The 21,201-nt window shown below is 67.3% G+C and carries 18 protein-coding genes; 5 read left to right on the forward strand and 13 right to left on the reverse strand.

Features of this window, described 5'->3' with window-relative positions; genetic code table 11:
* Positions 1–138 precede the first annotated feature (138 nt).
* The 5 genes from ACYVD7_RS09505 to trpB form a co-directional block, all read right to left on the reverse strand.
* Positions 139–1,092 carry an isopenicillin N synthase family dioxygenase gene (locus ACYVD7_RS09505; RefSeq protein ID WP_460762171.1) on the reverse strand — a complete coding sequence of 318 codons (954 nt, stop codon included), beginning with the start codon at positions 1,090–1,092 and terminating at the stop codon, positions 139–141.
* 39 nt (positions 1,093–1,131) lie between these two features.
* The gene (gene glmM / locus ACYVD7_RS09510; protein ID WP_460762173.1) at positions 1,132–2,490 is read right to left on the reverse strand and encodes a phosphoglucosamine mutase; all 1,359 of its coding nucleotides are present in this window, start codon (positions 2,488–2,490) and stop codon (positions 1,132–1,134) included.
* Positions 2,491–2,656: 166 nt separating this feature from the next.
* Complete coding sequence (gene accD / locus ACYVD7_RS09515; RefSeq protein ID WP_460762176.1) at positions 2,657–3,547, reverse strand: acetyl-CoA carboxylase, carboxyltransferase subunit beta; 891 nt, start codon at positions 3,545–3,547, stop codon at positions 2,657–2,659.
* A 715-nt stretch (positions 3,548–4,262) separates the two neighbouring features.
* Positions 4,263–5,054: a tryptophan synthase subunit alpha gene (gene trpA, locus ACYVD7_RS09520; RefSeq protein ID WP_460762668.1), complete on the reverse strand. Its 792-nt coding sequence runs from the start codon at positions 5,052–5,054 to the stop codon at positions 4,263–4,265.
* Between the two features lie 89 nt (positions 5,055–5,143).
* Positions 5,144–6,358: a tryptophan synthase subunit beta gene (gene trpB / locus ACYVD7_RS09525; protein ID WP_460762179.1), complete on the reverse strand. Its 1,215-nt coding sequence runs from the start codon at positions 6,356–6,358 to the stop codon at positions 5,144–5,146.
* Positions 6,359–6,478: 120 nt separating this feature from the next.
* On the opposite strand from trpB, the gene ACYVD7_RS09530 reads away from it, so the two are divergent.
* Entirely contained in the window at positions 6,479–7,378 is a 900-nt protein-coding gene (locus tag ACYVD7_RS09530; protein ID WP_460762182.1) for a LysR family transcriptional regulator, read from the forward strand.
* A gap of 21 nt (positions 7,379–7,399) precedes the next feature.
* On the opposite strand, the gene ACYVD7_RS09535 is transcribed toward ACYVD7_RS09530, so the two are convergent.
* The 6 genes from ACYVD7_RS09535 to prmB all read right to left on the reverse strand — a co-directional run bounded on the left by ACYVD7_RS09535 (position 7,400) and on the right by prmB (position 14,540).
* Positions 7,400–8,068, reverse strand: a complete 669-nt coding sequence (locus ACYVD7_RS09535; protein WP_460762185.1) for a phosphoribosylanthranilate isomerase — start codon at positions 8,066–8,068, stop codon at positions 7,400–7,402.
* Positions 8,065–8,856 (reverse strand): tRNA pseudouridine(38-40) synthase TruA, encoded by a 792-nt coding sequence (truA, locus tag ACYVD7_RS09540; RefSeq protein WP_460762671.1) that lies wholly within the window; start codon positions 8,854–8,856, stop codon positions 8,065–8,067. The genes ACYVD7_RS09535 and truA overlap by 4 nt, the downstream gene beginning before the upstream one ends.
* A gap of 233 nt (positions 8,857–9,089) precedes the next feature.
* Positions 9,090–10,799, reverse strand: a complete 1,710-nt coding sequence (locus tag ACYVD7_RS09545) for a FimV/HubP family polar landmark protein (RefSeq protein WP_460762188.1) — start codon at positions 10,797–10,799, stop codon at positions 9,090–9,092.
* A 247-nt stretch (positions 10,800–11,046) separates the two neighbouring features.
* Positions 11,047–12,063 (reverse strand): aspartate-semialdehyde dehydrogenase, encoded by a 1,017-nt coding sequence (locus ACYVD7_RS09550; protein WP_460762191.1) that lies wholly within the window; start codon positions 12,061–12,063, stop codon positions 11,047–11,049.
* 167 nt (positions 12,064–12,230) lie between these two features.
* Positions 12,231–13,364 (reverse strand): chorismate synthase, encoded by a 1,134-nt coding sequence (gene aroC / locus ACYVD7_RS09555; protein WP_460762194.1) that lies wholly within the window; start codon positions 13,362–13,364, stop codon positions 12,231–12,233.
* 228 nt (positions 13,365–13,592) lie between these two features.
* The gene (gene prmB / locus ACYVD7_RS09560) at positions 13,593–14,540 is read right to left on the reverse strand and encodes a 50S ribosomal protein L3 N(5)-glutamine methyltransferase (RefSeq protein WP_460762197.1); all 948 of its coding nucleotides are present in this window, start codon (positions 14,538–14,540) and stop codon (positions 13,593–13,595) included.
* Between the two features lie 295 nt (positions 14,541–14,835).
* Here prmB and ACYVD7_RS09565 point away from each other — a divergent pair, with 295 nt between their 5' ends.
* Positions 14,836–15,480, forward strand: a complete 645-nt coding sequence (locus ACYVD7_RS09565; RefSeq protein WP_460762200.1) for an SCO family protein — start codon at positions 14,836–14,838, stop codon at positions 15,478–15,480.
* Between the two features lie 126 nt (positions 15,481–15,606).
* Positions 15,607–16,449 (forward strand): archaetidylserine decarboxylase, encoded by an 843-nt coding sequence (gene asd, locus ACYVD7_RS09570; protein ID WP_460762203.1) that lies wholly within the window; start codon positions 15,607–15,609, stop codon positions 16,447–16,449.
* A 55-nt stretch (positions 16,450–16,504) separates the two neighbouring features.
* On the opposite strand, the gene ACYVD7_RS09575 is transcribed toward asd, so the two are convergent.
* Both ACYVD7_RS09575 and ACYVD7_RS09580 read right to left on the reverse strand, forming a co-directional pair.
* Complete coding sequence (locus tag ACYVD7_RS09575) at positions 16,505–17,182, reverse strand: lysoplasmalogenase (RefSeq protein ID WP_460762206.1); 678 nt, start codon at positions 17,180–17,182, stop codon at positions 16,505–16,507.
* Between the two features lie 32 nt (positions 17,183–17,214).
* Complete coding sequence (locus tag ACYVD7_RS09580; protein WP_460762209.1) at positions 17,215–18,780, reverse strand: transglycosylase SLT domain-containing protein; 1,566 nt, start codon at positions 18,778–18,780, stop codon at positions 17,215–17,217.
* Positions 18,781–18,998: 218 nt separating this feature from the next.
* On the opposite strand from ACYVD7_RS09580, the gene ACYVD7_RS09585 reads away from it, so the two are divergent.
* Together ACYVD7_RS09585 and ACYVD7_RS09590 are read left to right on the forward strand one after the other, a co-directional pair.
* On the forward strand, positions 18,999–20,516 hold the full coding sequence (locus tag ACYVD7_RS09585) for a helicase HerA-like domain-containing protein (protein ID WP_460762212.1): 1,518 nt from the start codon (positions 18,999–19,001) through the stop codon (positions 20,514–20,516).
* A gap of 143 nt (positions 20,517–20,659) precedes the next feature.
* A complete protein-coding gene (locus tag ACYVD7_RS09590; RefSeq protein WP_460762215.1) occupies positions 20,660–21,154 on the forward strand; it encodes a copper resistance protein NlpE N-terminal domain-containing protein in 495 nt (164 codons plus the stop codon).
* Positions 21,155–21,201 lie beyond the last annotated feature (47 nt).

Raw genomic sequence — 21,201 nt, forward strand, 5'->3', positions numbered from 1 at the left:
ACAGCAGCCCGCCACTCAAGTGGCGGATCAACCGTGCAGCAGGCTTGAAAGCAGGTCCATCGCTACGCTCGGGATGACAGGGCTGGGACGACAGCACTGCATCGTCGCCCCAGCAGGCCGAATTCACGACCTCCGCGATTACTTCAGCTTGATCTCCGCCAACCGCTCTTCCAGATAGCCGTGCGCGGTGATGGGTTCGGGATAGCGACTGGGATTGTCCGGCGTGATGCACGACGGCAACACGTCGATCAGGAAATCAGGATTCGGGTGCAGGAAGAACGGCGTTGAATAACGCGGCTGGCGCGCCTTCTCGCCCGGCGGATTCACGACGCGGTGCGTGGTCGACGGATATACGTGGTTGGTCAAGCGCTGCAGCATGTCGCCGATGTTGACCACGATGGTGTCGGCGTCCGCGGTGAACGGCACCCACTCGCCCTTGTGCGACTTCACTTCCAGCCCTTCCGAACTCGCCCCGACCAGCAGCGTGATCAGGTTGATGTCCTCGTGCGCACCGGCGCGGACGTTGGGGATGTCGTCGGTGGTGATCGGCGGATAGTGGATCGGACGCAGGATCGAATTGCCGAAGTCGGTCTTGTCGGCGAAATAGCTCTCTGGAAGCCCGATGTGCAGCGCCAGCGCGCTCAGCACCTGCGAACCCAGCTGGTCCAGCGCCTGGTACAGGCCGTAGGCGAGTTCGTGGAACTGCGGCACTTCCGCCGGCCACAGGTTGGGCGGCATTACATCCGCGTACTTCGAATCGCGGGAAATCTCGCGACCGACGTGCCAGAACTCCTTGAGATCGAAGTACTTGGAGTCCTTCGCGGTCTCGATGCCGAACGGCGTGTAGCCGCGCGCACCGCCGCCACCGGGGACGTGGTACTTGCGCTTCACGTCGTCAGGCAGCGCGAAGAACGCCTTGAACACGTCGTAGGAACCGTCGATCAGCGACTGCGCGATGCCGTGGTTGCGGATGCCGGCAAATCCCCACTCGCGGTAGGCCGCGCCGAGTTCGGCGACAAAGGCTTCGCGGTCACCGCTGCTGGACGGCTCGGTGAAGCGGCGGATATCGAGGGTCGGGATCTGCGACGCCATGGCGTGTCTCTTCTATCTGTGCGTATTTGACGTTGTGTCTTACTTCGCTGCCACGCGAACGGCTTCGGCCAGCGCGTCAAGCGTGCCCTGCATCAGGGCCGCATCGTCCGCCTCGACGGTCACGCGCACCACCGGCTCCGTGCCGGACGGTCGCAGGAACGCCCTGCCCCGACCCGCCACCGCCGCCTGCGCCGTCGCCAGTGCGGCCTGCACGGACGCGGCCTCCGACGGCTTCGCCGCGCCGACGGCGTAACGCACGTTGATGGTTTTCTGCGGCACCCGCACCAGCCCCTGCAGCGCTTCGCCCAGGCCGATGCCACGGCGGCGCAGCACTTCCAGCACCTGCAGCGCACTGACGATGCCGTCGCCGGTACCGCTGCGATCCAGGCACAGCATGTGGCCCGACGCCTCGCCACCCAGTACGCCGTCGTTGGCGACGAGCTGCTGGTGGACGTAGCGGTCGCCGACCTTGGCGCGCACGAAACCGATGCCTTCGCGCGCGAGCGCCTGCTCCAGCCCGAAGTTGGTCATCAGCGTACCGACCACCGGGCCGACCAGGCGGCCGGACTGCTTCCAGTCGCGCGCCAGCACGTACAGCAGGTCGTCGCCGTCGCGGACGTTGCCGTCGCTGTCGACGAACATCACCCGGTCGCCGTCGCCGTCGAACGCGATGCCCAGGTGCGCTCCGGTCTCGCGGACGCGGGCAGCCAGGCCTTCCGGGTGGGTGGAACCCACGCCTTCGTTGATGTTCAGGCCATTGGGATCGATCCCGATGGTGTCGACACGCGCACCCAGCTCACGCAGAACCAGCGGGCCGAGCTGGTACGTCGCGCCGTTGGCGCAGTCCATCGCGATCCGCATGCCGCCCAGGTCGAAACCCTTCGGCACGGAATTCTTGCAGTGTTCGATGTAGCGGCCCAGGGCGTCGCGCGTGCGCACCGCCTTGCCCAGCCGCTCGGAAGCCACGGTGAGGAACGGCTGTTCGAGCGCGGCCTCGATCGCCAGCTCGGTGGCGTCGTCCAGCTTTTCGCCTTCGGCCGAGAAGAACTTGATGCCGTTGTCGTAGTGCGGGTTGTGCGATGCCGAAATCACGATGCCGCCGTCGGCGCGCATCGAATGGGTCAGGTGCGCCACGGCCGGGGTGGGCATCGGGCCCATCAGCTGCACGTCGACGCCCGCCGCCACCAGCCCGGCTTCGAGCGCGGCTTCGAACATGTAGTTCGAGATGCGCGTGTCCTTGCCGATGATGACCTGTGGCTTGCGCCAGTCGCGACCCTCGAAGGCCTTGGTCAGTGCGTGGCCGTAGGCATTGCCCAGGCGCAGGACGAAGTCGGCCGAGATCGCGCCTTCGCCGACGCGGCCGCGGATGCCATCGGTTCCGAAGTAACGACGACTCATGCGGAGACCTCCGCATGATCGTCGTTACGCGACACATGGATGTGCCGCCCGCGCACGTGCGCGTAAGCGCGCGTCCGGCGCCAGCCAGTCCGGGCCTGGACCGGATTGGCTGGTCCGGACAGCTGCCAGGAAGGCAGTTGTCCGGATACGAAATTGACCTTTCGGCTCAAGCCACGACCTCGTTGTCGTCCTGCGGCATCGGTTGCTTCATCATCAACGCGATCAGGTGGGCGAGACGATCGCGCATTTCGCGGCGATCGCAGATCTGGTCCACCGCACCGTGGTCTACGAGGAATTCGGAGCGCTGGAAGCCTTCCGGCAACTTCTCGCGCACGGTCTGCTCGATCACGCGCGGGCCGGCGAAACCGATCAGGGCTTCGGGTTCGGCCATGTTGATGTCGCCCAGCATCGCGAACGACGCGGACACGCCACCGGTGGTGGGATGGGTCATCACCGAGATGTACGGCAGGCCCTTGGCACGCAGGCGACCCAGCGCGGCGGACGTCTTGGCCATCTGCATCAGCGAGAACAGGCTTTCCTGCATGCGCGCGCCGCCGCTGGCGGAGAAGCACACGAACGGGCAACCCAGGTCCGCCGCGCGCTCCGCGCCCAGGGCGAAGCGTTCGCCGACCACTGACCCCATCGAACCGCCCATGTAGGCGAAGTCGAACGAGGCGGCCACCAGGTCACGGCCCTTGAGCTTGCCTTCCAGCGCGATCAGCGCGTCGCGCTCACCGGTGGACTTCTGCGCGGCCTTGATGCGATCGGAATACTTCTTCTGGTCCTTGAACTTCAGGACGTCGACCGGACCCAGCGCGGCACCGATCTCGGTGGTGCCGTCCGGATCGAACAGCGACGCCAGCCGCGCACGGGCGCGGATGGGCATGTGGAAATTGCACTTCGGGCAGACCTCGAGGTTTTCCTCGAGCTCCGGGCGGTAGAGCACGACGCCGCAGCGGTCGCACTTCTCCCACAACCCCTCGGGCACGCTGCGGCGCTTGGCGGTGCCGGTGTCGGTGCGGATGCCGGAGGGCATTAGTTTCTTGAGCCAGGACATGCGTGGCGTGATCCCTGATGAGGCTTGGAGCGAACGGCGCAGTTTAGCGCGAGCGCGACGGGAAGCCGCTCCCGGGCGGGTCGCGGGGCGAATGTGTGGCGAACGTCGCGGATTGGCCCACGAATCCGCATGGACACAGGGGTATCAATGCCGCGCCGGCGGCCAACCATGTTGACCTGCAGGCCCCCGATTGCGCTCGGATGACAGCGGGATAGTCGAAGGCTGGGCAACTGCCCCCTTACGCGTCCAGGCTGTACCCCGTACACCGGTCCGCGAACGGTATGCGATGGGGGTTCGCGACCCCGTGCGCGGGGTTCGCGAGGGGGTGCGATTAGGTTGGCAACCCCATGCCTGGGCTCCGCGAGGGGGTGCGATGGGATTGGCGACCCCGTACACCGGGTCCGCGAGCGGGACGCGATGGGGTTGGCGACCCCGTGCGCGGGGTTCGCGAGGGGGTGCGATGGGGTCGGCGATCCCGTGCGTCGAGGTCCGCGAGGGGGTGCGATGGGGTCGGCGACCCGGTGCATGAGGTCCGCCAAGGGGGACGATGAGGTTGGCGACCCCGTGCGTGGGGTTCGCAAGGGGGAGCGATGGGATTGGCGACCCTATGCGATTAGGGCGGGTCTTGACCCGCCATCGCCATACCCGCCATCGCCATACCAGCCATCGCCGTACCCGCCATCGCCGCTTCGGCCCGACGGGTTGGAAACCCGCCCTACGCGTCCAGCGCCGCCCGGATCGGCGCCAGGAATTCCCGCGCGCGCGCCGCCGGATCAACAGCGCCATCCAGCGTCGAAACGAGCGCACTGCCGATCACCACGCCGTCGGCCTCGCGGGCCATCGCGGTGGCGGATGCGGCATCGCGGATGCCGAAGCCCGCCGCCACCGGCACCCGGCTGCGGGCGCGGATGGCGTGCAGGCGTTCGGTGGCAGCCTCGGCATCCAGCCGGTCCGCACCGGTCACGCCGGCGAAGCTGACGTAGTAGAGGTAGCCGGACGCCTGGTCGCACAGCAATGCCAAGCGGGCGTCGCTGGTGGTCGGCGAGGCCAGCAGGATCAGCGCCAGCCCGTGTTCGTCGAAGGCGACGCGGAACTCGCCGGCCTCTTCCGGCGGCAGGTCGACCAGCAGTACGCCGTCGACGCCGGCGGCCACCGCATCCTGCGCGAAGCGCTGCGCGCCGCGGATCTCGATCGGGTTGAGGTAGCCCATCAGCACGACCGGCGTGTCGGCATCGCGTTCGCGGAACGTGCGCACGCAATCGAGCACGTACGACAGGCCCGCGCCACGCGCCAGGGCGCGTTCGGAGCTGCGCTGGATGGTCGGGCCGTCGGCCATGGGATCGGAGAACGGCACGCCCAGCTCGATCACGTCGGCGCCGGCGGCCGCGAGCGCGTGCATCACCGGGACGGTGGCTTCGAGCGAAGGATCGCCGGCCGTGATGAAGGGGACCAGCGCCTTGCGGTTGGCGGACTGGAGTGCGGCGAAGCGGGTGTCGATGCGGTTCATCTGGTCGGTCATCCCGAAGCGAAGCGAGGGATCTGCTGTTTTTTTAACCCGAACAAAAGCAGATCCCTCGCTTCGCTCGGGATGACAAGTCAAAAAGTGATGCCTTCGCGTCCCGCGATCGTGTGCACGTCCTTGTCGCCACGACCGGACAGGTTGCACAGCACGATGGCGTCCTTCGGTAGCTCACGCGCCAGCTTCATCGCCTGTGCGATCGCGTGGCTGGATTCCAGTGCCGGCAGGATGCCTTCGCTGCGGGCAAGCTGGTGGAACGCGGCAAGCGCCTCGTCGTCGGTCACACCGACGTACTGCGCGCGGCCGGCGTCCTTCAGGAAAGCGTGTTCCGGCCCGACGCCCGGATAGTCCAGACCTGCGGACACCGAGTGCGTCTCGATGATCTGGCCGTCGTCGTCGCACAGCACGTAAGTGCGATTGCCGTGCAGCACGCCAGGGCGGCCGGCAGCGAGCGACGCGGCGTGATGGCCGGTATCGATGCCCTCGCCCGCGGCTTCGGCGCCGACCAGGCGCACATCGCGATCGTTGAGGAACGCGTGGAACACGCCGATCGCGTTGCTGCCACCCCCGACGCACGCGGTCACTGCATCCGGCAGGCGGCCGTATTCAGCCAGCATCTGCGCGCGTGCCTCGCGGCCAACGACGGCGTTGAAGTCGCGCACCATGCGCGGATACGGATCCGGACCGGCGACGGTACCGATGATGTAGAACGTGTCGTGCACGTTGGTCACCCAGTCGCGCATCGCTTCGTTCAGCGCGTCCTTGAGCGTCGCCGAGCCGCTGGTCACCGGCACGACTGTCGCGCCGAGCAGCTTCATGCGGTAAACGTTGATCTTCTGGCGCTCGATGTCGGTGGCGCCCATGTACACCACGCATTCCAGACCGAGGCGCGCGGCGACCGTCGCGGACGCGACGCCGTGCTGGCCCGCACCGGTCTCCGCGATGATCCGCGTCTTGCCCATGCGGCCGGCGAGCAGCGCCTGGCCGATGGTGTTGTTGATCTTGTGCGCGCCGGTGTGATTGAGGTCCTCGCGCTTGAGCAGGATGCGCGCGCCGCCGACTTCGCGGCTCAGGCGCTGCGCAAAGTAGATCGGGCTCGGACGGCCGACGTAGTGGGCCAGGTCTTCGTCGAAGGCGCGGTTGAAGGCGGGGTCGACGCGGGCTTCGTCGTATGCCTTCGCCAGCTGTTCGAGCGGACCGATCAGGGTCTCGGCGACGAAACGGCCACCGAAGCGGCCGAAATGGCCGTTGGCGTCGGGGTAGGCGTGAAAGTCTTCGATTCGGGCATTCATCGGGGCGTTCCGGGTCGGGGGCTGGCATCGGTGCGCGACCGGGCCTTTCTGTCACTTTATCGCGCACATACGGGACAAAAAATGCATAAAATCTGACTTACCTGTCAGTAAAACTCACATATGGCGAGCCGAGACCTGCCCCCACTGAACGCCCTGCGCGCCTTCGACGCCGTTGCCCGCCTGGACAGCGTCAGTCGCGCCGCAGAGGAGCTGCACGTGACGCATGGCGCCGTCAGCCGGCAACTGCGGGCGCTGGAGGACGCCGCCGGCACCGCCCTGTTCGTCCGACAGGGGCGCGGGCTTGCGCTGACACCGGCCGGGCGGCGCCTGCAGGAAGCTGCGGGGGCTGCCTTCGACCCGCTCCGCACGACGTGGGCGGAGCTGCTTCGTCGTCCGGGGCAGACGCCACTCGTGCTCGGCTGCCCGGGCAGCGTGCTGGCGCGCTGGATGATTCCGCGCCTGGATCGCCTGGCGCGGGAGATGCCGGATCTGAAGCTCCACCTGTCCGCCAGCGAGGCACCCCCGGACGCGCAACTGGGCGGGCTCGATGCCGCGCTGCTGATCGCCCAGGCGCCCTGGCCGGCGGAGTGGCAGGTGCATGAGCTGGCGGTCGAGCGGATCGGGCCGGTGGTGAGCCCGCGTTTTCCCGGCTTTGACGCGCTGCGCGACGCTGCGCCGTCCGCACTGCTCGACACCGCCCTGCTCCATACGGCCTCGCGCCCGCAGGCGTGGAGCGACTGGGCCAGCCGCACGGGCCTGGACGCCCACGCGTTGCGCATGGGCACCGGCTTCGAACATCTGTACTACCTGCTGGAGGCCGCCGTCGCCGGGCTCGGCGTCGCCATCGCGCCCGAGCCACTGGTGGCCGAGGACATTGCGGCCGGGCGCCTGCTGGCGCCGTGGGGATTCATCGAAACCGATGCGCGCTGGGTGCTGTGCACGTCACGCCGCAGCGGCGATGCGCGGGTGGCGCGACTGGCGTCGTGGTTGCGCGGGGCGCTCGCGGATTCCGCGTCCTAGCGGGTTCGGCCGCCGAAACGCTCAGTCTTCCGCGGCGTCGGCGCGACGCACTTCCTCGACGAACTGCCGCATGCGGTTGCCGTCCTTGACCCCCGGCGAAAGCTCGATCCCGCTGGAAACGTCGACGCCCCACGGCCGTGTCGCCACGACGGCATCGAAGATGTTCTCCGGCTTGAGTCCGCCGGCGAGCAGCCACGGGCGCCCCAGGTCCTGCGGAATCCGCGTCCAATCGAAGGTCCTACCGCTGCCGCCCTGCGCTCCGGGCGCGTGGCTGTCGAAAAGGAATCCGGCCGCGTTCGGATAACCCGCGCGCAAGGTCAGTCCGGGGTGATCCATCCCTTCATGGTTCCGGACATCGCCCATCGCGACGACTTTCAGGTAGGGCAGACCGAAGCTGCGACAGAACGTGTCGTCCTCGGTGCCGTGGAACTGAAGCAGCGTCGGGCGGACCTGGCGGACGATCTCGCGCACTTCCTCGGCCGGGTTGTCCATGAACAGCGCGACCGAATCCACCAGCGGCGCCAGCGCGCCGCGCATCGCCCGCGCTTCCTCCGCGGCGACGCAACGCGGGCTCTTCTTCACGAAGACGAAACCGACCGCGTCCACGCCCAGCTCGCTGGCCAGGCGCACGTCGCCGGCGCGGGTCATGCCGCAGAACTTGATCCGGGTACGGAAGAAATTGGGCTTCACAGGCTCAGGTGTCCGGGCAGGCCACAGGTGGCGACGGTGTCGGCGGGATACAGCGGACCCAGGAATACCAGCCCTTGCGACGGCGCCGTCGGGCCGGCCTTCGTGCGGTCACGACCGGCCAGCAGCTGCGCCATCCACGCTTCGGGTTGTTCGCCCCGCCCCACCATCAGCAAGCTTCCGACAATGTTGCGCACCATGTGGTGAAGGAAGGCGTTGGCCTGGATTTCGACGCTGACGATGTCACCTTCGCGACGGATGGTGACTTCCTGCAGGTCGCGGCGCGCGTGCGGGGCTTGGCAATGCACGGTGCGGAAGGCGGAGAAGTCGTTTTCGCCCAGCAACGACTGCGCGGCGCGATGCATGGCGTCGGCATCCAGGTGACGGCGCTCCCATGCCAGCACCTGCCGGTTGAATGCGGGTCGCACGACGCGATTGAGGATGCAGTAGCGATAGCGTCGCGCGCGCGCCGAGAAGCGCGCATGGAATTCGTCCGGCACCGGCACGCACCACAGTGCGCACACCTCCGGCGGCAACTTGCTGGTGGCGCCGAGCACCCAGCCGCGCGGATCGCGCTGTACCGGGCTGTCGAAGTGGATCACCTGGCCCGTCGCATGCACACCGGCGTCCGTGCGACCGGCGCAGATGGTCTGGATGGGCGCGCCGGCGACGAAGGACAGAGCGTCCTCGATCGTGGCCTGCAGGGTGACGTAGCCCTCAGGATCGGGTTCGCCGTGCTTGCTCAGGCGTTGCCAGCCGCTGAAGAGACTCCCGTCGTATTCGATGCCCATGGCGTAGCGCTGCGTGGCAGGAGCCGCGCCGGTATCGGTGGGTACGGGTGTTTCAGGAAGGCTGGACGACATCAGGGGAATCTACTGCAGCCGGGAGACGGGGGTAGTCGCAGGGTGATCAAGCCCCTGCACGAACGTCATCGGAAGGCTGCGTGGCGTGCTCCCGGCCGCTGCCGGGAATCGGAATACGTGGAGCGCCTCCCTGCAATCGAGGAAGGCGCGACGCAGCGGGTTTATTCGATCTCGCGCAGCATCCGCGACGCCTGCTGGCGGGCGGCGTGGTCGCCGGTGATCGCGATCTCGCCGAGCAGCTGGCGAGCGCTCGGAATGTCACCCAGGTCCAGGTAGGCACGGGCCAGGTCAAGACGCTCGTAGGCCGACTGGGCAGCGGGATCAAGCAGGTCCTGCTGGTTGCCGCCGGTCTGCAACGCTGCCGAACCGGTATGCCAGGCGGGAGCGGAACGGCTCGGCGGGGGCGGCGTGGGAGCGGCGCGCACGGGTTCGGGTGCCGGCGCAGCGTTCGAAGGCGCTTCGCTGCGGGCGTCCGGCTTGTCCTTGGCAACCTTCGGTGCGAATGAGTCCGCGATCGACGGACCGCTCGACGCAGATGGCGCGCGGAACTTCGGCACGCTGTCGCGACGACGCAGGAACCAGCCGACCAGCAGGCCGATGCCCAGCGCGCCCACTATCCCGATGATCCACGGCAGCATCGCCCCTTGCGCCTGCTGCTTCTGCGCCTGCGCCATGCGCTGCTGCGCGGCGGCCAGCTCGCTGTCCTTCATCGCGATCAGCTGCTGCTGTTGCTGCTGCAGCTTCTCCAGCTCGGCGACGCGGGTCTTGAGTTCCTGGGCCTCGGCGTCGCGCGCAGCGAGGGTTTCCTTGGTAATGGTGAGTTCCTGCAGCATCGCGCCCTCGCCCCCGGCGGTGATACCGGATTGTGTGCCCGCCTGGGTCGCGTCGCTGGCGCCCGGCGGAACGATTTCCAGTCGTGCGCCCGCAGTACGCGGCGTCGACGGTTTGCTGGTGGAAGTGGACGCAGTGCGCGGCTTCGCGGCAGAACGCGCACTCGCCGTCGCGGGCACGTCGACCGGCTGCGACACCGCACGGCGCGAGGCGCGCCATTCCTGGATCTGGGAATGGACGATCGCGCTGGCCTGCTGCTCATCCAGCGCAGTCATCGCCTCGTTGGCTGGCATGCGCAACACGGCGCCGGCTTTCAGGCGATTGATGTTGCCGCCCATGAAGGCGTCGGGATTGGCACGCAGCAACGCGATCATGGTCTGGTCGAGCGATCCGCCACCCATGCGCGAAGCGATTTCGGTCAGCGTGTCGCCCTGCCTCACTTCGTAATCGCTGCCGTCGATGCTCGGCGCCGGGGCGATCGGTATGGCTGCGACCGGAGGCGGCGTCGGACGCGGCGTCGAAGCGATCGCCGTGGTGTCCTGCGGCGCGGGTTCGGCCGGCGGCTGGGTCGGCTGCGCTTCGGGCTGCGGCTCGGCAGCGACGGCGTCCTCGGGGCGTTCGATGATCGCCGGGGCTTCGACGGTCGGCGCTTCAACCGCCGGCTGCAGCGGCGCGGAAACGGTGCGCGGGGTGTCGAGCAGCGCGGAGTATTCGCGGACCAGTCGGCCCTGGCCCCAATCCACTTCCAGCAGGAAGGTCAGGAGCGGCTCGTTGACCGACTGCGTGCTGGTGACCCGGATGATCGGGTTACCGCGGGCGTCGAGCGCCTGGGTGAACTGCAGGTCGGCAATGATCCCGATCGGTGGACGCAGCCCGATGCGGGCGAAGGTATCTGGCGAAGCCAGCGCGGCCTGCAGGTTCTCCAGTTCCGCCGGATCGCTGCTGACGATCGGGATTTCAGCCAGGAATGGCTGTCCGACGCTGGACTTGACCTCGATCTGCCCGAGCCCCAGCGCATTCGCGCCAAAGCTGGCAAGCATCGCCGCCACCGCCAAAACAGTTCCCGCGATTGCTTTCACGACCGGTCTCTCGACTGTCCCCTCGTGGCGACTCTAGCCCCGAGTGCACGCGGTTTGCAATGAAGCTGCCGCAAATCACTGAGCTGGTTCATATTTTCGTTCGACTCCAGCGGCCGAACGGAGCCAGATCCCGCTCATCGGGCGGTCGACAGCCCTGGAATGCGCGCCGGAAGGCAGCCTCGCTTTCACGAGGCTGCCCTACTTCACCTCAACCCTCGGCGATCACCAGCTCCGCCAGCTGCACGGCATTGGTCGCCGCGCCCTTGCGGATGTTGTCGGCGACCACCCACAGGTCCAGGCCACGGGGGTGCGAGACGTCTTCGCGCAGGCGGCCGACGTAGACCGGGTCGGTGCCGGATGCATGGGTGACCGGCGTCGGATAGCCGCCGGCCTTGCGTTCGTCGACCAGTTCCAGGCCGGGCTGCGCGGCCAGCAGTTCGCGCGCCTTCTCGACGCTGAGCTTCTCGCGCGTTTCGATGTGGACGGCTTCGGAGTGACCGTAGAACACCGGCACGCGCACCACGGTGGCATTCACCAGGATGCGGTCGTCGCCGAGGATCTTGCGGGTCTCGGTCACCAGCTTCCACTCCTCGGTGGTGTAGCCGTTATCGAGGAAGTCGCCACCGTGCGGGATCACGTTGAAGGCGATCTGCACCGGATAGACCTTGGGCTCGGCGTCCTGGAAATTGAGCAGTGCGGCGGTCTGGCGACCGAGTTCCTCCATCGCCTTGACGCCAGTTCCAGACACCGACTGATAGGTGGCGATGTTGATGCGCTCGATGCCGACCGCACGGTGGATCGGCGCCAGCGCGACCATCAGCTGCATGGTCGAGCAGTTCGGGTTGGCGATGATGCCGCGCGGACGGTTCTTCGCGGCTTCCGGGTTCACTTCGGACACGACCAGCGGGACGTCGGCGTCGCCGCGGAACACCGAGGAGTTGTCGATGACCACCGCGCCCGCCGCGGCGAACTTCGGCGCGTATTCCCGCGACACCGAACCGCCAGCTGAGAACAGCGCGATGTCGACGCCGGTCGGATCGAACGTGGCCAGGTTCTCGACGACCAGCTGGCGCGCACCGAACTCGACCTTCGTGCCGGCCGAGCGCTCGCTTGCCAGCACGTGCAGCTTGCCGATGGGGAACTGGCGCTCGGCGAGCACCTTCAGCATGGTTTCGCCGACGGCGCCGGTGGCGCCCACTACGGCAACGGTATAGGTCTTGCTCATTGGTGCGATGTTCCTGTGAGGTGGCGACCGGCGGCGTGGAGATTGTGCGCCTTGCCGGCAGCGGAATTGGGCTTGCGGGCGGAATGCTGGATGGGCGGGGACGCGCGGCGCGGTTGCAACAGGGGCTTGCCGAACCCGGATTCCGGGAAGCTGCAAGCAACCGGCCGCTATCGTTTACCCGGGTCCGCTTTTGCGGGAATCCGCGGCGCCATATCGCCCACGTCGCCGCATTGCGCGCGATGGCGCAGCGCCTGGTCCATCAGCACCAGCGCGACCATGGCCTCGCAAATAGGAGTAGCGCGGATGCCGACGCAGGGGTCGTGGCGGCCGGTGGTGACGACTTCGACCGCATTGCCGTCGGTGTCCAGGCTCTGCACCGGCAGGCGCAGGCTCGAGGTCGGCTTGAACGCGGTGGAGCAGCGCAGCGCCTGTCCGGTACTGATGCCACCGAGGATGCCGCCGGCGTGGTTGCTGAGGAAGCCGTCCGCGCTGATTTCGTCGCGGTGGTAACTGCCCTTCTGCGCGACAGACGCGAAACCGTCGCCGATCTCGACGCCCTTCACCGCGTTGATCGACATCAACGCCGCGGCCAGTTCGCCATCGAGCTTGCCATAGATCGGCTCGCCCCAGCCCGGCGGCAGGCCATTGGCAATGACGTCCACGCGCGCGCCGACGGAATCGCCGGACTTGCGCAGGGCATCCATGTAGCTTTCCAGCGCGTCGACCTGCGACGCATCCGGCCAGAAGAACGGATTGGATTCGACAACGTTCCAGTCGATGTTGCCGGCATCGAACGCGTCGTTGCCGGGAGTGACCTCACCGATCTGCGACAGGAAGCCGCGCACCTGCACGCCGTACCTTGAAGCCAGCCACTTCTTCGCGATGACCGCCGCAGCGACACGCATCGTGGTCTCGCGTGCGCTGGAGCGCCCGCCGCCGCGCGGGTCGCGGATGCCGTACTTCTGCCAATAGGTGTAGTCGGCGTGCCCAGGACGGAACTGCGCGGTGATGTTCGCGTAGTCCTTGCTGCGCGCGTCGGTGTTGCGGATCAGCAGTGCAATCGGCGTGCCGGTGGTGACGCCTTCGTACACGCCACTGAGGATTTCGACTTCATCCGCCTCTCGCCGCGCCGAAGTATGGCGCGTCTTGCCGGTCGCTCGGCGCTCCAGGTCGTGGCGGAACTCCTCCGGCGCGATCGCGATGCCTGGGGGGCAGCCATCGATCACGCAGCCGATCGCCGGACCGTGGCTTTCGCCGAAAGTCGTCACTGCGAACAGATTGCCGAAGGTGTTGCTGGCCACGTTGAGTCCTGGCGCGGGCGTGAGCGCGCGGGTGAGATTGCGGGGGTAAGGCCCTGAAATATACGGGAAAAAAGCGGTTGCGACTGGAACCGGTTCGATGTGCGCTTATGAAAGATCGGCAGGACGTCCGAACCTGTAGCGCGGACCTTTGTTCGCTGCCTGTCTCAACCTTTCATGCCTTCGGACACAAGGGGAAAGCAGCGGAGCAGAACTCCGCTACCAACCGTGTCAGCCGCGCGCGTCGGCCAGCTGTTTGATCCGGGCGTGGTGCTCGACCAGATCGTGGCGCTCGACCACGAAGATCCCCATCTGCCCCACCTTGAACTCCACCCACGCCATTGGCACTTCCGGCAGCAGTGCGGCCAGCGCGTGCTCGGCTTCGCCCACTTCGCAGATCAGCACGCCGTGCTCGCTCAGGTGGTCCGGCGCGTCGCGCAGGATCTTCAGCGCCAAGTCCAGGCCATCGTCGCCGGCGCGTAATCCCAGGTCGGGTTCGTAGGAGTATTCCTTCGGCAGCGCATCGGTTTCGGCGTTGGTGACATAGGGCGGATTGGTGACGATCAGGTCGTACACCTCGCCCTTCAGACCGTTGAACAGGTCCGACTTGCGCAACGTGCAGTTGCTCGCCTGCAGGCGATCCTTGTTCTCGGCCGCGAGCGACAGCGCGTCATCGTTGATGTCGGCACCGTCGACCTGCCAGTTCGGGTGGTAGTGCGCGGTGGCAATCGCGATGCAGCCCGAGCCAGTGCACAGGTCCAGCACGCGTTCGACGTCGCGGCCACCCAGCCACGGCTCGAAGCCCCCGATGATCAGCTCGGCAATCGGCGAACGCGGCACCAGCGCGCGGCGGTCGCTCTTGAAGCTCAGGCCAGCGAACCAGGCTTCACCGGTGAGGTAGGCCGCCGGGACGCGCTCGTTGACGCGGCGTTCGAACAGCGCCAGCACCTTCGCCTGCTCCGCCGCAGTGACGCGCGAGGCGCCATACACCGGGCTCAGGTCGTGGGGCAGGTGCAGGGCGTGCAGGACCAGCTGCGTGGCTTCGTCCAGCGCGTTGTCGTAGCTGTGGCCGAAGGTCAGGCCGGCCTCGTTGAAACGGCTGCCGCCGTAGCGGATCAGGTCGATGATCGAGACCTGCTCGAACGCAACCTGTTCAAAGCGGGGGGATTCGGCGGGCACGGCGGGGTCTGCTTCGGAGGGGGAGGCAATTATATGGGGCAAGCCCAGTGTCCCGTGGTTTGAGGCCCAGGGCATATCGCGATCAGTAGCCGGCTATTTGCCATGTCGGCCGCGCGCGCGGCATTGGTGGCGTCGGGGGCTTGGGATCCTCCCCTGGCTGACCTGATTTCCCGGACATATCGCGATTGAAAGCCAGCGACTTGCCAGTGTCGGCCGCCCGCGCGGCATCAGCGATGCCGGGGCTGGGGCTATCGTGGGCGGCTATCATGTCCGCCGCTTTCCCGGGACCCCGGCGATGTTCAACCGCACCACCCTCTACGTATTGATCGCCGCGATCGCAGCCGCACTCGGCCTGTGGGCCGCGCAGGGCTGGTTCGCGCATGCGCCCTCGGCCGCGCGGCCCGCCCTCAAGGTGGTGCGCCTGTTCGAACCTGCCCGCGAACTGCCCGCGTTCTCCCTGCGCCAGTCCGACGGCACCGCGCTGGTGCCGGGCGAGCTCAAGGGTCACTGGACCCTGGTCTTCCTCGGTTTCACCCATTGCCCGGACGTATGTCCGCTGACCCTGCAGGAACTGTCGCAGGCACAGAAGCAATGGGCGACGATGCCCGAAGCGACGCGACCGCGCGTGCTGTTCGTCTCCGTCGATCCCGAACGCGACACGCCCGATGCCATCGGCGAATACGCCCACGCCTTCCACAAGGACACGCTGGCAGCGACCGCGGACGTACCCGCGCTGGAAGCGTTCGCCAGGTCGCTGAGCATGGTGTTCGCGAAGGTTCCGGCCCCGGCCGGCGCGCCGGCGGACCAGTACTCGATGGAACACAGCGCGGCGTTGGCGGTGCTGGATCCCAAGGGCCGATTAACCGGCTTCATCCCGCCGCCGCTGGCACCGGCGGATATCGCAACCGACATGTCGAAGCTGGCCGCCACGCCGCTTTGAACACGCTCCTTGAGCATGCTGCTTTGAACACGCCGCTCTGAACCTGCGCACCCAGCTGTAGCGACAACACTGCCCGGCGACAAGCCGCATCGGCGCCTGATCGGCGCGACGCCTACGAGTCCATCCATGAAAGTCATCACCGCCCTCACCTACGTCCTGCCGCACCGCCTGCTGTCCTCGCTCGCGCGAAGGCTGGCGTACTCGCGCAGCCACGCGGTCAAGCAATGGCTGATCGACACGGTGACGCGGAAATTCGGCGTGAACCTGTCCGAAGCCGCCGAACCCGATCCGACGAAGTACGAAACCTTCAACGCGTTCTTCACCCGCGCGCTCAAGCCCGGCGCCCGCACACCCGATGCCGACCCGCGCGCGCTGCTGATGCCCGCCGACGGTCGCATCAGCCAATGCGGTGCGATCGACGGCGACCGCATCTTCCAGGCGAAGGGCCAGGGATTCACCACCGCGCAGCTGCTGGGAGACGAGGACGCCGCACAGGCATTCGAGGACGGCGTGTTCGCCACCGTGTACCTCTCGCCGAAGGACTATCACCGCGTGCACATGCCCTGGGGCGGCACCCTGCGCGAAACAGTGCACGTGCCGGGCCGGTTGTTCAGCGTCGGTCCGGACGCCGTGGCCAACGTGCCCGGATTGTTCGCGCGCAATGAGCGGCTGGTGTGCCATTTCGACTGCGACTTCGGCCCGATGGCCGTGGTGATGGTCGGTGCGCTGCTGGTGTCCGGCGTGGAGACGGTGTGGAGCGGCGTCGAGATCCCGGCTTACGGCGGACCAATCACGACCAAGGACTACCGCGGCGCCAACATCGCGCTGGAACGCTTCGCCGAAATGGCGCGGTTCAACTATGGCTCCACGGTAATCGTGCTGCTGCCCAAGGGCGTTGCCGGGCTCGCGGCGCACCTGCGCGGCGAAACGGCGGTGCAACTGGGCGAGCGACTCGCGACGCTGGCTTGAACGCTGGTTCGAGCGCTGGTTCGAGCGCCACGCGTCGACGGGAATTTCGCGCGACTCAGTGCGAGCGTCGCGCCGACGCGCCGATCAGCACCTGCGCCGCCCAGTAGGTTGCCAGCACGATCACGATGGCCGCACCGAAAGGCGCGACGAACCGGTCGATGGCAAGGGTTGCGTCCGACGCCACGAAGAACACACCGCCGAGCGCTGCCACCGCAGCGGTCGGCGTGCGCAGGCGCGACCACACCGCAGCCGCCTGCGCCGCCATCGTCGCCAGCACGGCCACGTACGCGACAACCGGAACCCGCAGCTCGGCCGGCAGGTGCGGCCACAGCACCGACAGCACGCCGCCAGCGATGATCGCGTAAAGGGCGAACGGCCATTTCACCGCGAACAGTCGAACGCGACTGCAGAACGCGACCAGATAAGCGACATGGGCGAACAGGAAACTCGCCAGGCCGAAGACGAACCAGTCCGGCCCCTTTGCCATCGATGGCAACATCAGGAACACGTCGCCCAGCGTCGACAACAGCAGGCCCGCCAGGATGGCGCTGCGATAGCGCGGTTCGATGGCAGGCGACCGCCACACCATCGCGGCAACAAGCAGCGTCGCCGTCGGCTTGGCAACGTAATGCAGCCAGCGCAGCTCGGGCGCCAGCGCACCGGCAATCGCCAGCGACGCGGCGATCGCGACCGCCATCACCCAGCGACGCACCCCACTCGCTGGCGCGGTCATCAGCTGCGGCGCCACCCCGCCCTCGCGACTATTCAATTGCCGCAACCTTCAAGCTTCAGCTTCTGGCCGGGTCGGATCGCGAACCGTGGCCCCTTGATCTTGTTTGCCTTGGCCAGCACGCCCATGTCGCACTCGAACTTCTGCGCGATCGCCGTCAGCGTCTCGCCGCGCTGCACGCGGTAATCCCGTGGGTGCTTGCGCTTCTTCTTGTCATCGTCGCGGGAAGCCTTCGCAGCCGGACGATCCACCGGTTTCGTCGGTGCATTCGCGTCCGCGGGAGCCTCGACGGCATCCGATGCATCGCTTCCGACGGTCGAAATCGGCCCCAGGCTCACCACCGCCGAACGCGCATCGCTCAGCACCAGCGTGCGCGCAAGCTCGGCGCGGCGGCCGGAAACGCACCAGCGGTTGTAGAGGCCGACGATCCGGGTGGTTGCGTTGAGCGTGGTGCCCGCGGACAGCCATGCGTCGACTGCCAGGCGCGGATTGAGGTTGCGCAGCGCGCGCAGGTAGCCCTCGCGTTGGCCGCGATTGCCCAGGCAGATGGTCAGCTGGTAGAGCGAACTGGGCTGCGCCAGTCGCAGCGATGCCGGCCGCGCATCGATCCTGGGGAAACTCAGGCCGTATTCCTTCGGATGCAGGTACAGCCAGGCCGCCGCGATTACCATCGGCACGTAGTCCTGCGTCTCGGCGGGAAACTGGTTGTAGACGCTCGCATCCCAGAAGTTGCGTCCGCCGCTGTTCTGGAACACCCGCAGCGCCCGGCCTTCGCCACCGTTGTAGGCCGCCAGCGCCATCTCGATGCTGCGGTTCAGTTCGGCCATGCGTTCGTTGAGATACGACGCGCTCGCCTGCGCCGCCGATCGCGGGTCGTAGCGGGTGTCGAAGCCGGTGCCATCGTTGCCCAGGCCGAACCGGCGGCCCGTGGTAGGCATGAACTGCATCAGCCCACCTGCACCGGTGCGCGAGGTGACATGCACCTTGCCGTTGGACTCCTTGGCCATGATGCCGAACAGCAACGCTTCCGGCAGGCCGCTGCGCTCGTAGGCGGGCCACATCTGGTAACGCAGGTACTGGTAGTTCTCGTGGGTGGAGATCAGCGAGCCGCGCATGTCGGTGAGCCAGCGACGGATGCCGGCCTGCACCGCAGGATTGAACTGCACCATCTGGTCGAAACGATGGTCTTCGGACAGCAGGTGGGCGGCGCGCGCGGCTTCCGGGACGTCGGTGGCGAGTGGATTGCCGTGTTCGTCGTCTTCGTCCTCCGGTTCGTCGGAGACGTCCGCCTCGGCGTCGGCAGTGAGCTTGAGCAGGCGCTTGTAGGTGACCAGCATCGTGCCGATCGAGCAGCCGCGCTGCTTCATGCAGGCGTTGACGACATCCTCCATGTCCTCCAGCGCTTCGTCGGTGACCTTCTGTCCGTCCGGATCGGAGTTACCGACCTGCACCATCCCTTCGCGGTATTTCGCCTCGGCGGCCTGCATCCGTTGGTTGAGTGCGTCCACCGCGGACTGGTCGCGGTGCGAGAGCGCGGAGGCGTCGAGGGACATCGTCGCCAGGATGACGAGGGCAAGCAGCGATCGGGGGAATGCAGGCATGGACTTACACGATTCGGACAAGGACGCAGGGTAGTCCCGCGGGTGGAATTACGGCAATGGGTCACGTTTTGCAGCGACTGTCGGTTCGCCTGGAGGTTCACGCACATCCAGCGACGGGCATCCATGCCGCACCAGGGCCTGTTGGCCCAGCGCATGCGCGGGATGACAACAACAGTCCGTAGCTTAGAATCCGGGCGACTCCCACTCCGGACACCCACATGGCTGACAACGCGATCCTCCTAGGCAAGGCGGTCACCACGCCCGAGTCCGGCCTGGTGTACCTCCAGGGAAAGCTCGGCAATCGCCATGGCCTGGTGGCCGGCGCCACCGGCACCGGCAAGACCGTCACGCTGATGACCATCGCGGAAGGCTTCTCTCGCATGGGCGTGCCGGTGTTCATGGCCGACGTGAAGGGTGACGTTGCCGGCCTGGCGATGCCGGGCACGATGAGCGACAAGCTGCAGGGACGGATCAAGGACATCGGCATCGCCGACTACGCCAATGAAGGCAGCCCGGTCGTGTTCTGGGACCTCTTCGGCAAGAACGGCCATCCCGTGCGCGCCACGATCAGCGAGATCGGGCCGACGCTGCTGTCGCGCATCCTCGAACTCAACGACACCCAGTCGGGCGTGCTGGACATCGTGTTCAAGCTCGCTGATGACCGCGGGCTGCTGCTGCTGGACCTGGAGGACCTGCGCGCGCTGCTCGGCCTGGTCGCCGACGAGCGTAAGGACATCTCCACGTCCTACGGCCTGGTCAGCACGCAGTCGGTGGGTGCGATCCAGCGTTCGCTGCTGCGGCTGGAGCAGGAAGGCGGCGAGATGTTCTTCGGCGAACCCGCGCTGGAGCTGTCGGACCTGATGCGCACGACGACCAACGGCCGCGGCGTCATCAACATCCTCGCCTCCGAGCAACTGGTCCTGAAGCCGCGCCTGTATTCGTCGTTCCTGCTGTGGCTGCTGTCGGAGCTGTTCGAGCAGCTGCCGGAAGTGGGCGACCTGGACAAGCCGAAGCTGGTGTTCGTGTTCGACGAAGCCCACCTGTTGTTCGACGACGCGCCGCCAGCGCTGCGCCAGCGCGTGGAACAGGTGGTGCGGCTCATCCGTTCCAAGGGCGTGGGCGTGTATTTCTGCTCGCAGTTCCCGGACGACGTGCCCGACGAGATCCTCGGCCAGCTTGGCAACCGCGTGCAGCACGCGCTGCGCGCCTTCACGCCGCGCGACCAGAAGGCGGTGAAGACGGCGGCGGAGACCTTCGTCGCCAATCCCAAGCTCGACGTCGCCGAAGCCATCTCGCAGCTCGGCACCGGCGAGGCGCTGGTGTCGACGCTGCAGGACAAGGGCGTGCCGATGCCGGTCGAGCGCACCCTGATCGCGCCGCCGCGTTGCCGCATGGGCTCGATCACGGACGCCGAACGCGCGCAGGTACGCGCCGGCAGCCCCGTCGGTGGCAAGTACGACAAGGCGGTCGACCGCGAATCCGCCGCCGAACTGCTGGCGAAGAAGGTGGAAGTCGCCACCGAGAAGACCGAAGCACCGGCCGCACGGACCCGCGCACAGGACGACGCCGACGAAGGTGGCTTCGGCCAGTCCGTGAAAGATGCGGTGTTCGGCACCAAGCGGCGCCAGGGCATGGTCGAGTCGATGGCCAAGCAGACCGCGCGCACCGTCGGCAGCCAGATCGGCCGGCAGATCCTGCGGGGCGTGCTGGGCAGCATCTTCGGCGGGCGCCGCTGAAGCGCTGACCCCAATCGCGCGTCAACCCGCGTCGCCGGACTGAACCAGACTCCGGCGTTTTGTTGCAGCGCAGGTTGACCCTGCGCCGCGCTTGCCATCGAATGCGCGCTCTCTTGGACGCAAACCCCACCCTGGAGCATTCGATGAACCGCAAGTTGTTGCTGCTCGCCCTGGCTTCCTCCGTCGTCGTCCTGTCCGCCTGCAAGCCGCAGGCGCCGGCCGAACCCGCCGCTCCCGCCACCGAAGCCGCCCCGGCAGCCGAGGCCGCGCCGGTTGCCGCCGAGCCCATGCCAGCCGAAGCGCCCGCCGAGATGCCGTTCGACATCAAGGGCTTCGCCGGCACCTTCACCGGCACCCTGCCCTGCGCCGACTGTGCGGGTGTCGACGCGAAGATCGAACTCGCTCCCGATGGTTCGTTCAAGCTGAACGAGGTGTACCAGGGCCCGAAGGGCCACACCGTCGCCTTCGACGGCACCTGGACCGCCGAAGAGAACGGCAAGCGCGTCCGCCTGGATCCCAACAGCAAGGCCGAGCCGGACCGCGTTTACGCCGTGACCTCGCACGAGCAGATCGACCAGCTCGACGCCGACGGCAAGACCTTAGCGGTCGCGCATACGCTCAAGCGCCAGATGCAGTAACTGGCAGCGACCGCCTCGCGCGGTCGACAAAAGCTCCACAAGCCGAA

The sequence above is a fragment of the Lysobacter fragariae genome (genome assembly GCF_054779775.1).

What these genes read in the sequence shown, in the direction of transcription:
- ACYVD7_RS09505 (WP_460762171.1), bottom strand. Translation starts at nt 1,092, where the DNA reads ATGGCGTCGCAGATCCCGACCCTCGATATCCGCCGCTTCACCGAGCCG.
- glmM (WP_460762173.1), bottom strand. Translation starts at nt 2,490, where the DNA reads ATGAGTCGTCGTTACTTCGGAACCGATGGCATCCGCGGCCGCGTCGGC.
- accD (WP_460762176.1), bottom strand. Translation starts at nt 3,547, where the DNA reads ATGTCCTGGCTCAAGAAACTAATGCCCTCCGGCATCCGCACCGACACC.
- trpA (WP_460762668.1), bottom strand. Translation starts at nt 5,054, where the DNA reads ATGAACCGCATCGACACCCGCTTCGCCGCACTCCAGTCCGCCAACCGC.
- trpB (WP_460762179.1), bottom strand. Translation starts at nt 6,358, where the DNA reads ATGAATGCCCGAATCGAAGACTTTCACGCCTACCCCGACGCCAACGGC.
- ACYVD7_RS09530 (WP_460762182.1), top strand. Translation starts at nt 6,479, where the DNA reads ATGGCGAGCCGAGACCTGCCCCCACTGAACGCCCTGCGCGCCTTCGAC.
- truA (WP_460762671.1), bottom strand. Translation starts at nt 8,856, where the DNA reads ATGGGCATCGAATACGACGGGAGTCTCTTCAGCGGCTGGCAACGCCTG.
- ACYVD7_RS09545 (WP_460762188.1), bottom strand. Translation starts at nt 10,799, where the DNA reads ATGCTTGCCAGCTTTGGCGCGAATGCGCTGGGGCTCGGGCAGATCGAG.
- ACYVD7_RS09550 (WP_460762191.1), bottom strand. Translation starts at nt 12,063, where the DNA reads ATGAGCAAGACCTATACCGTTGCCGTAGTGGGCGCCACCGGCGCCGTC.
- ACYVD7_RS09565 (WP_460762200.1), top strand. Translation starts at nt 14,836, where the DNA reads ATGTTCAACCGCACCACCCTCTACGTATTGATCGCCGCGATCGCAGCC.
- asd (WP_460762203.1), top strand. Translation starts at nt 15,607, where the DNA reads ATGAAAGTCATCACCGCCCTCACCTACGTCCTGCCGCACCGCCTGCTG.
- ACYVD7_RS09575 (WP_460762206.1), bottom strand. Translation starts at nt 17,182, where the DNA reads ATGACCGCGCCAGCGAGTGGGGTGCGTCGCTGGGTGATGGCGGTCGCG.
- ACYVD7_RS09580 (WP_460762209.1), bottom strand. Translation starts at nt 18,780, where the DNA reads ATGCCTGCATTCCCCCGATCGCTGCTTGCCCTCGTCATCCTGGCGACG.
- ACYVD7_RS09585 (WP_460762212.1), top strand. Translation starts at nt 18,999, where the DNA reads ATGGCTGACAACGCGATCCTCCTAGGCAAGGCGGTCACCACGCCCGAG.
- ACYVD7_RS09590 (WP_460762215.1), top strand. Translation starts at nt 20,660, where the DNA reads ATGAACCGCAAGTTGTTGCTGCTCGCCCTGGCTTCCTCCGTCGTCGTC.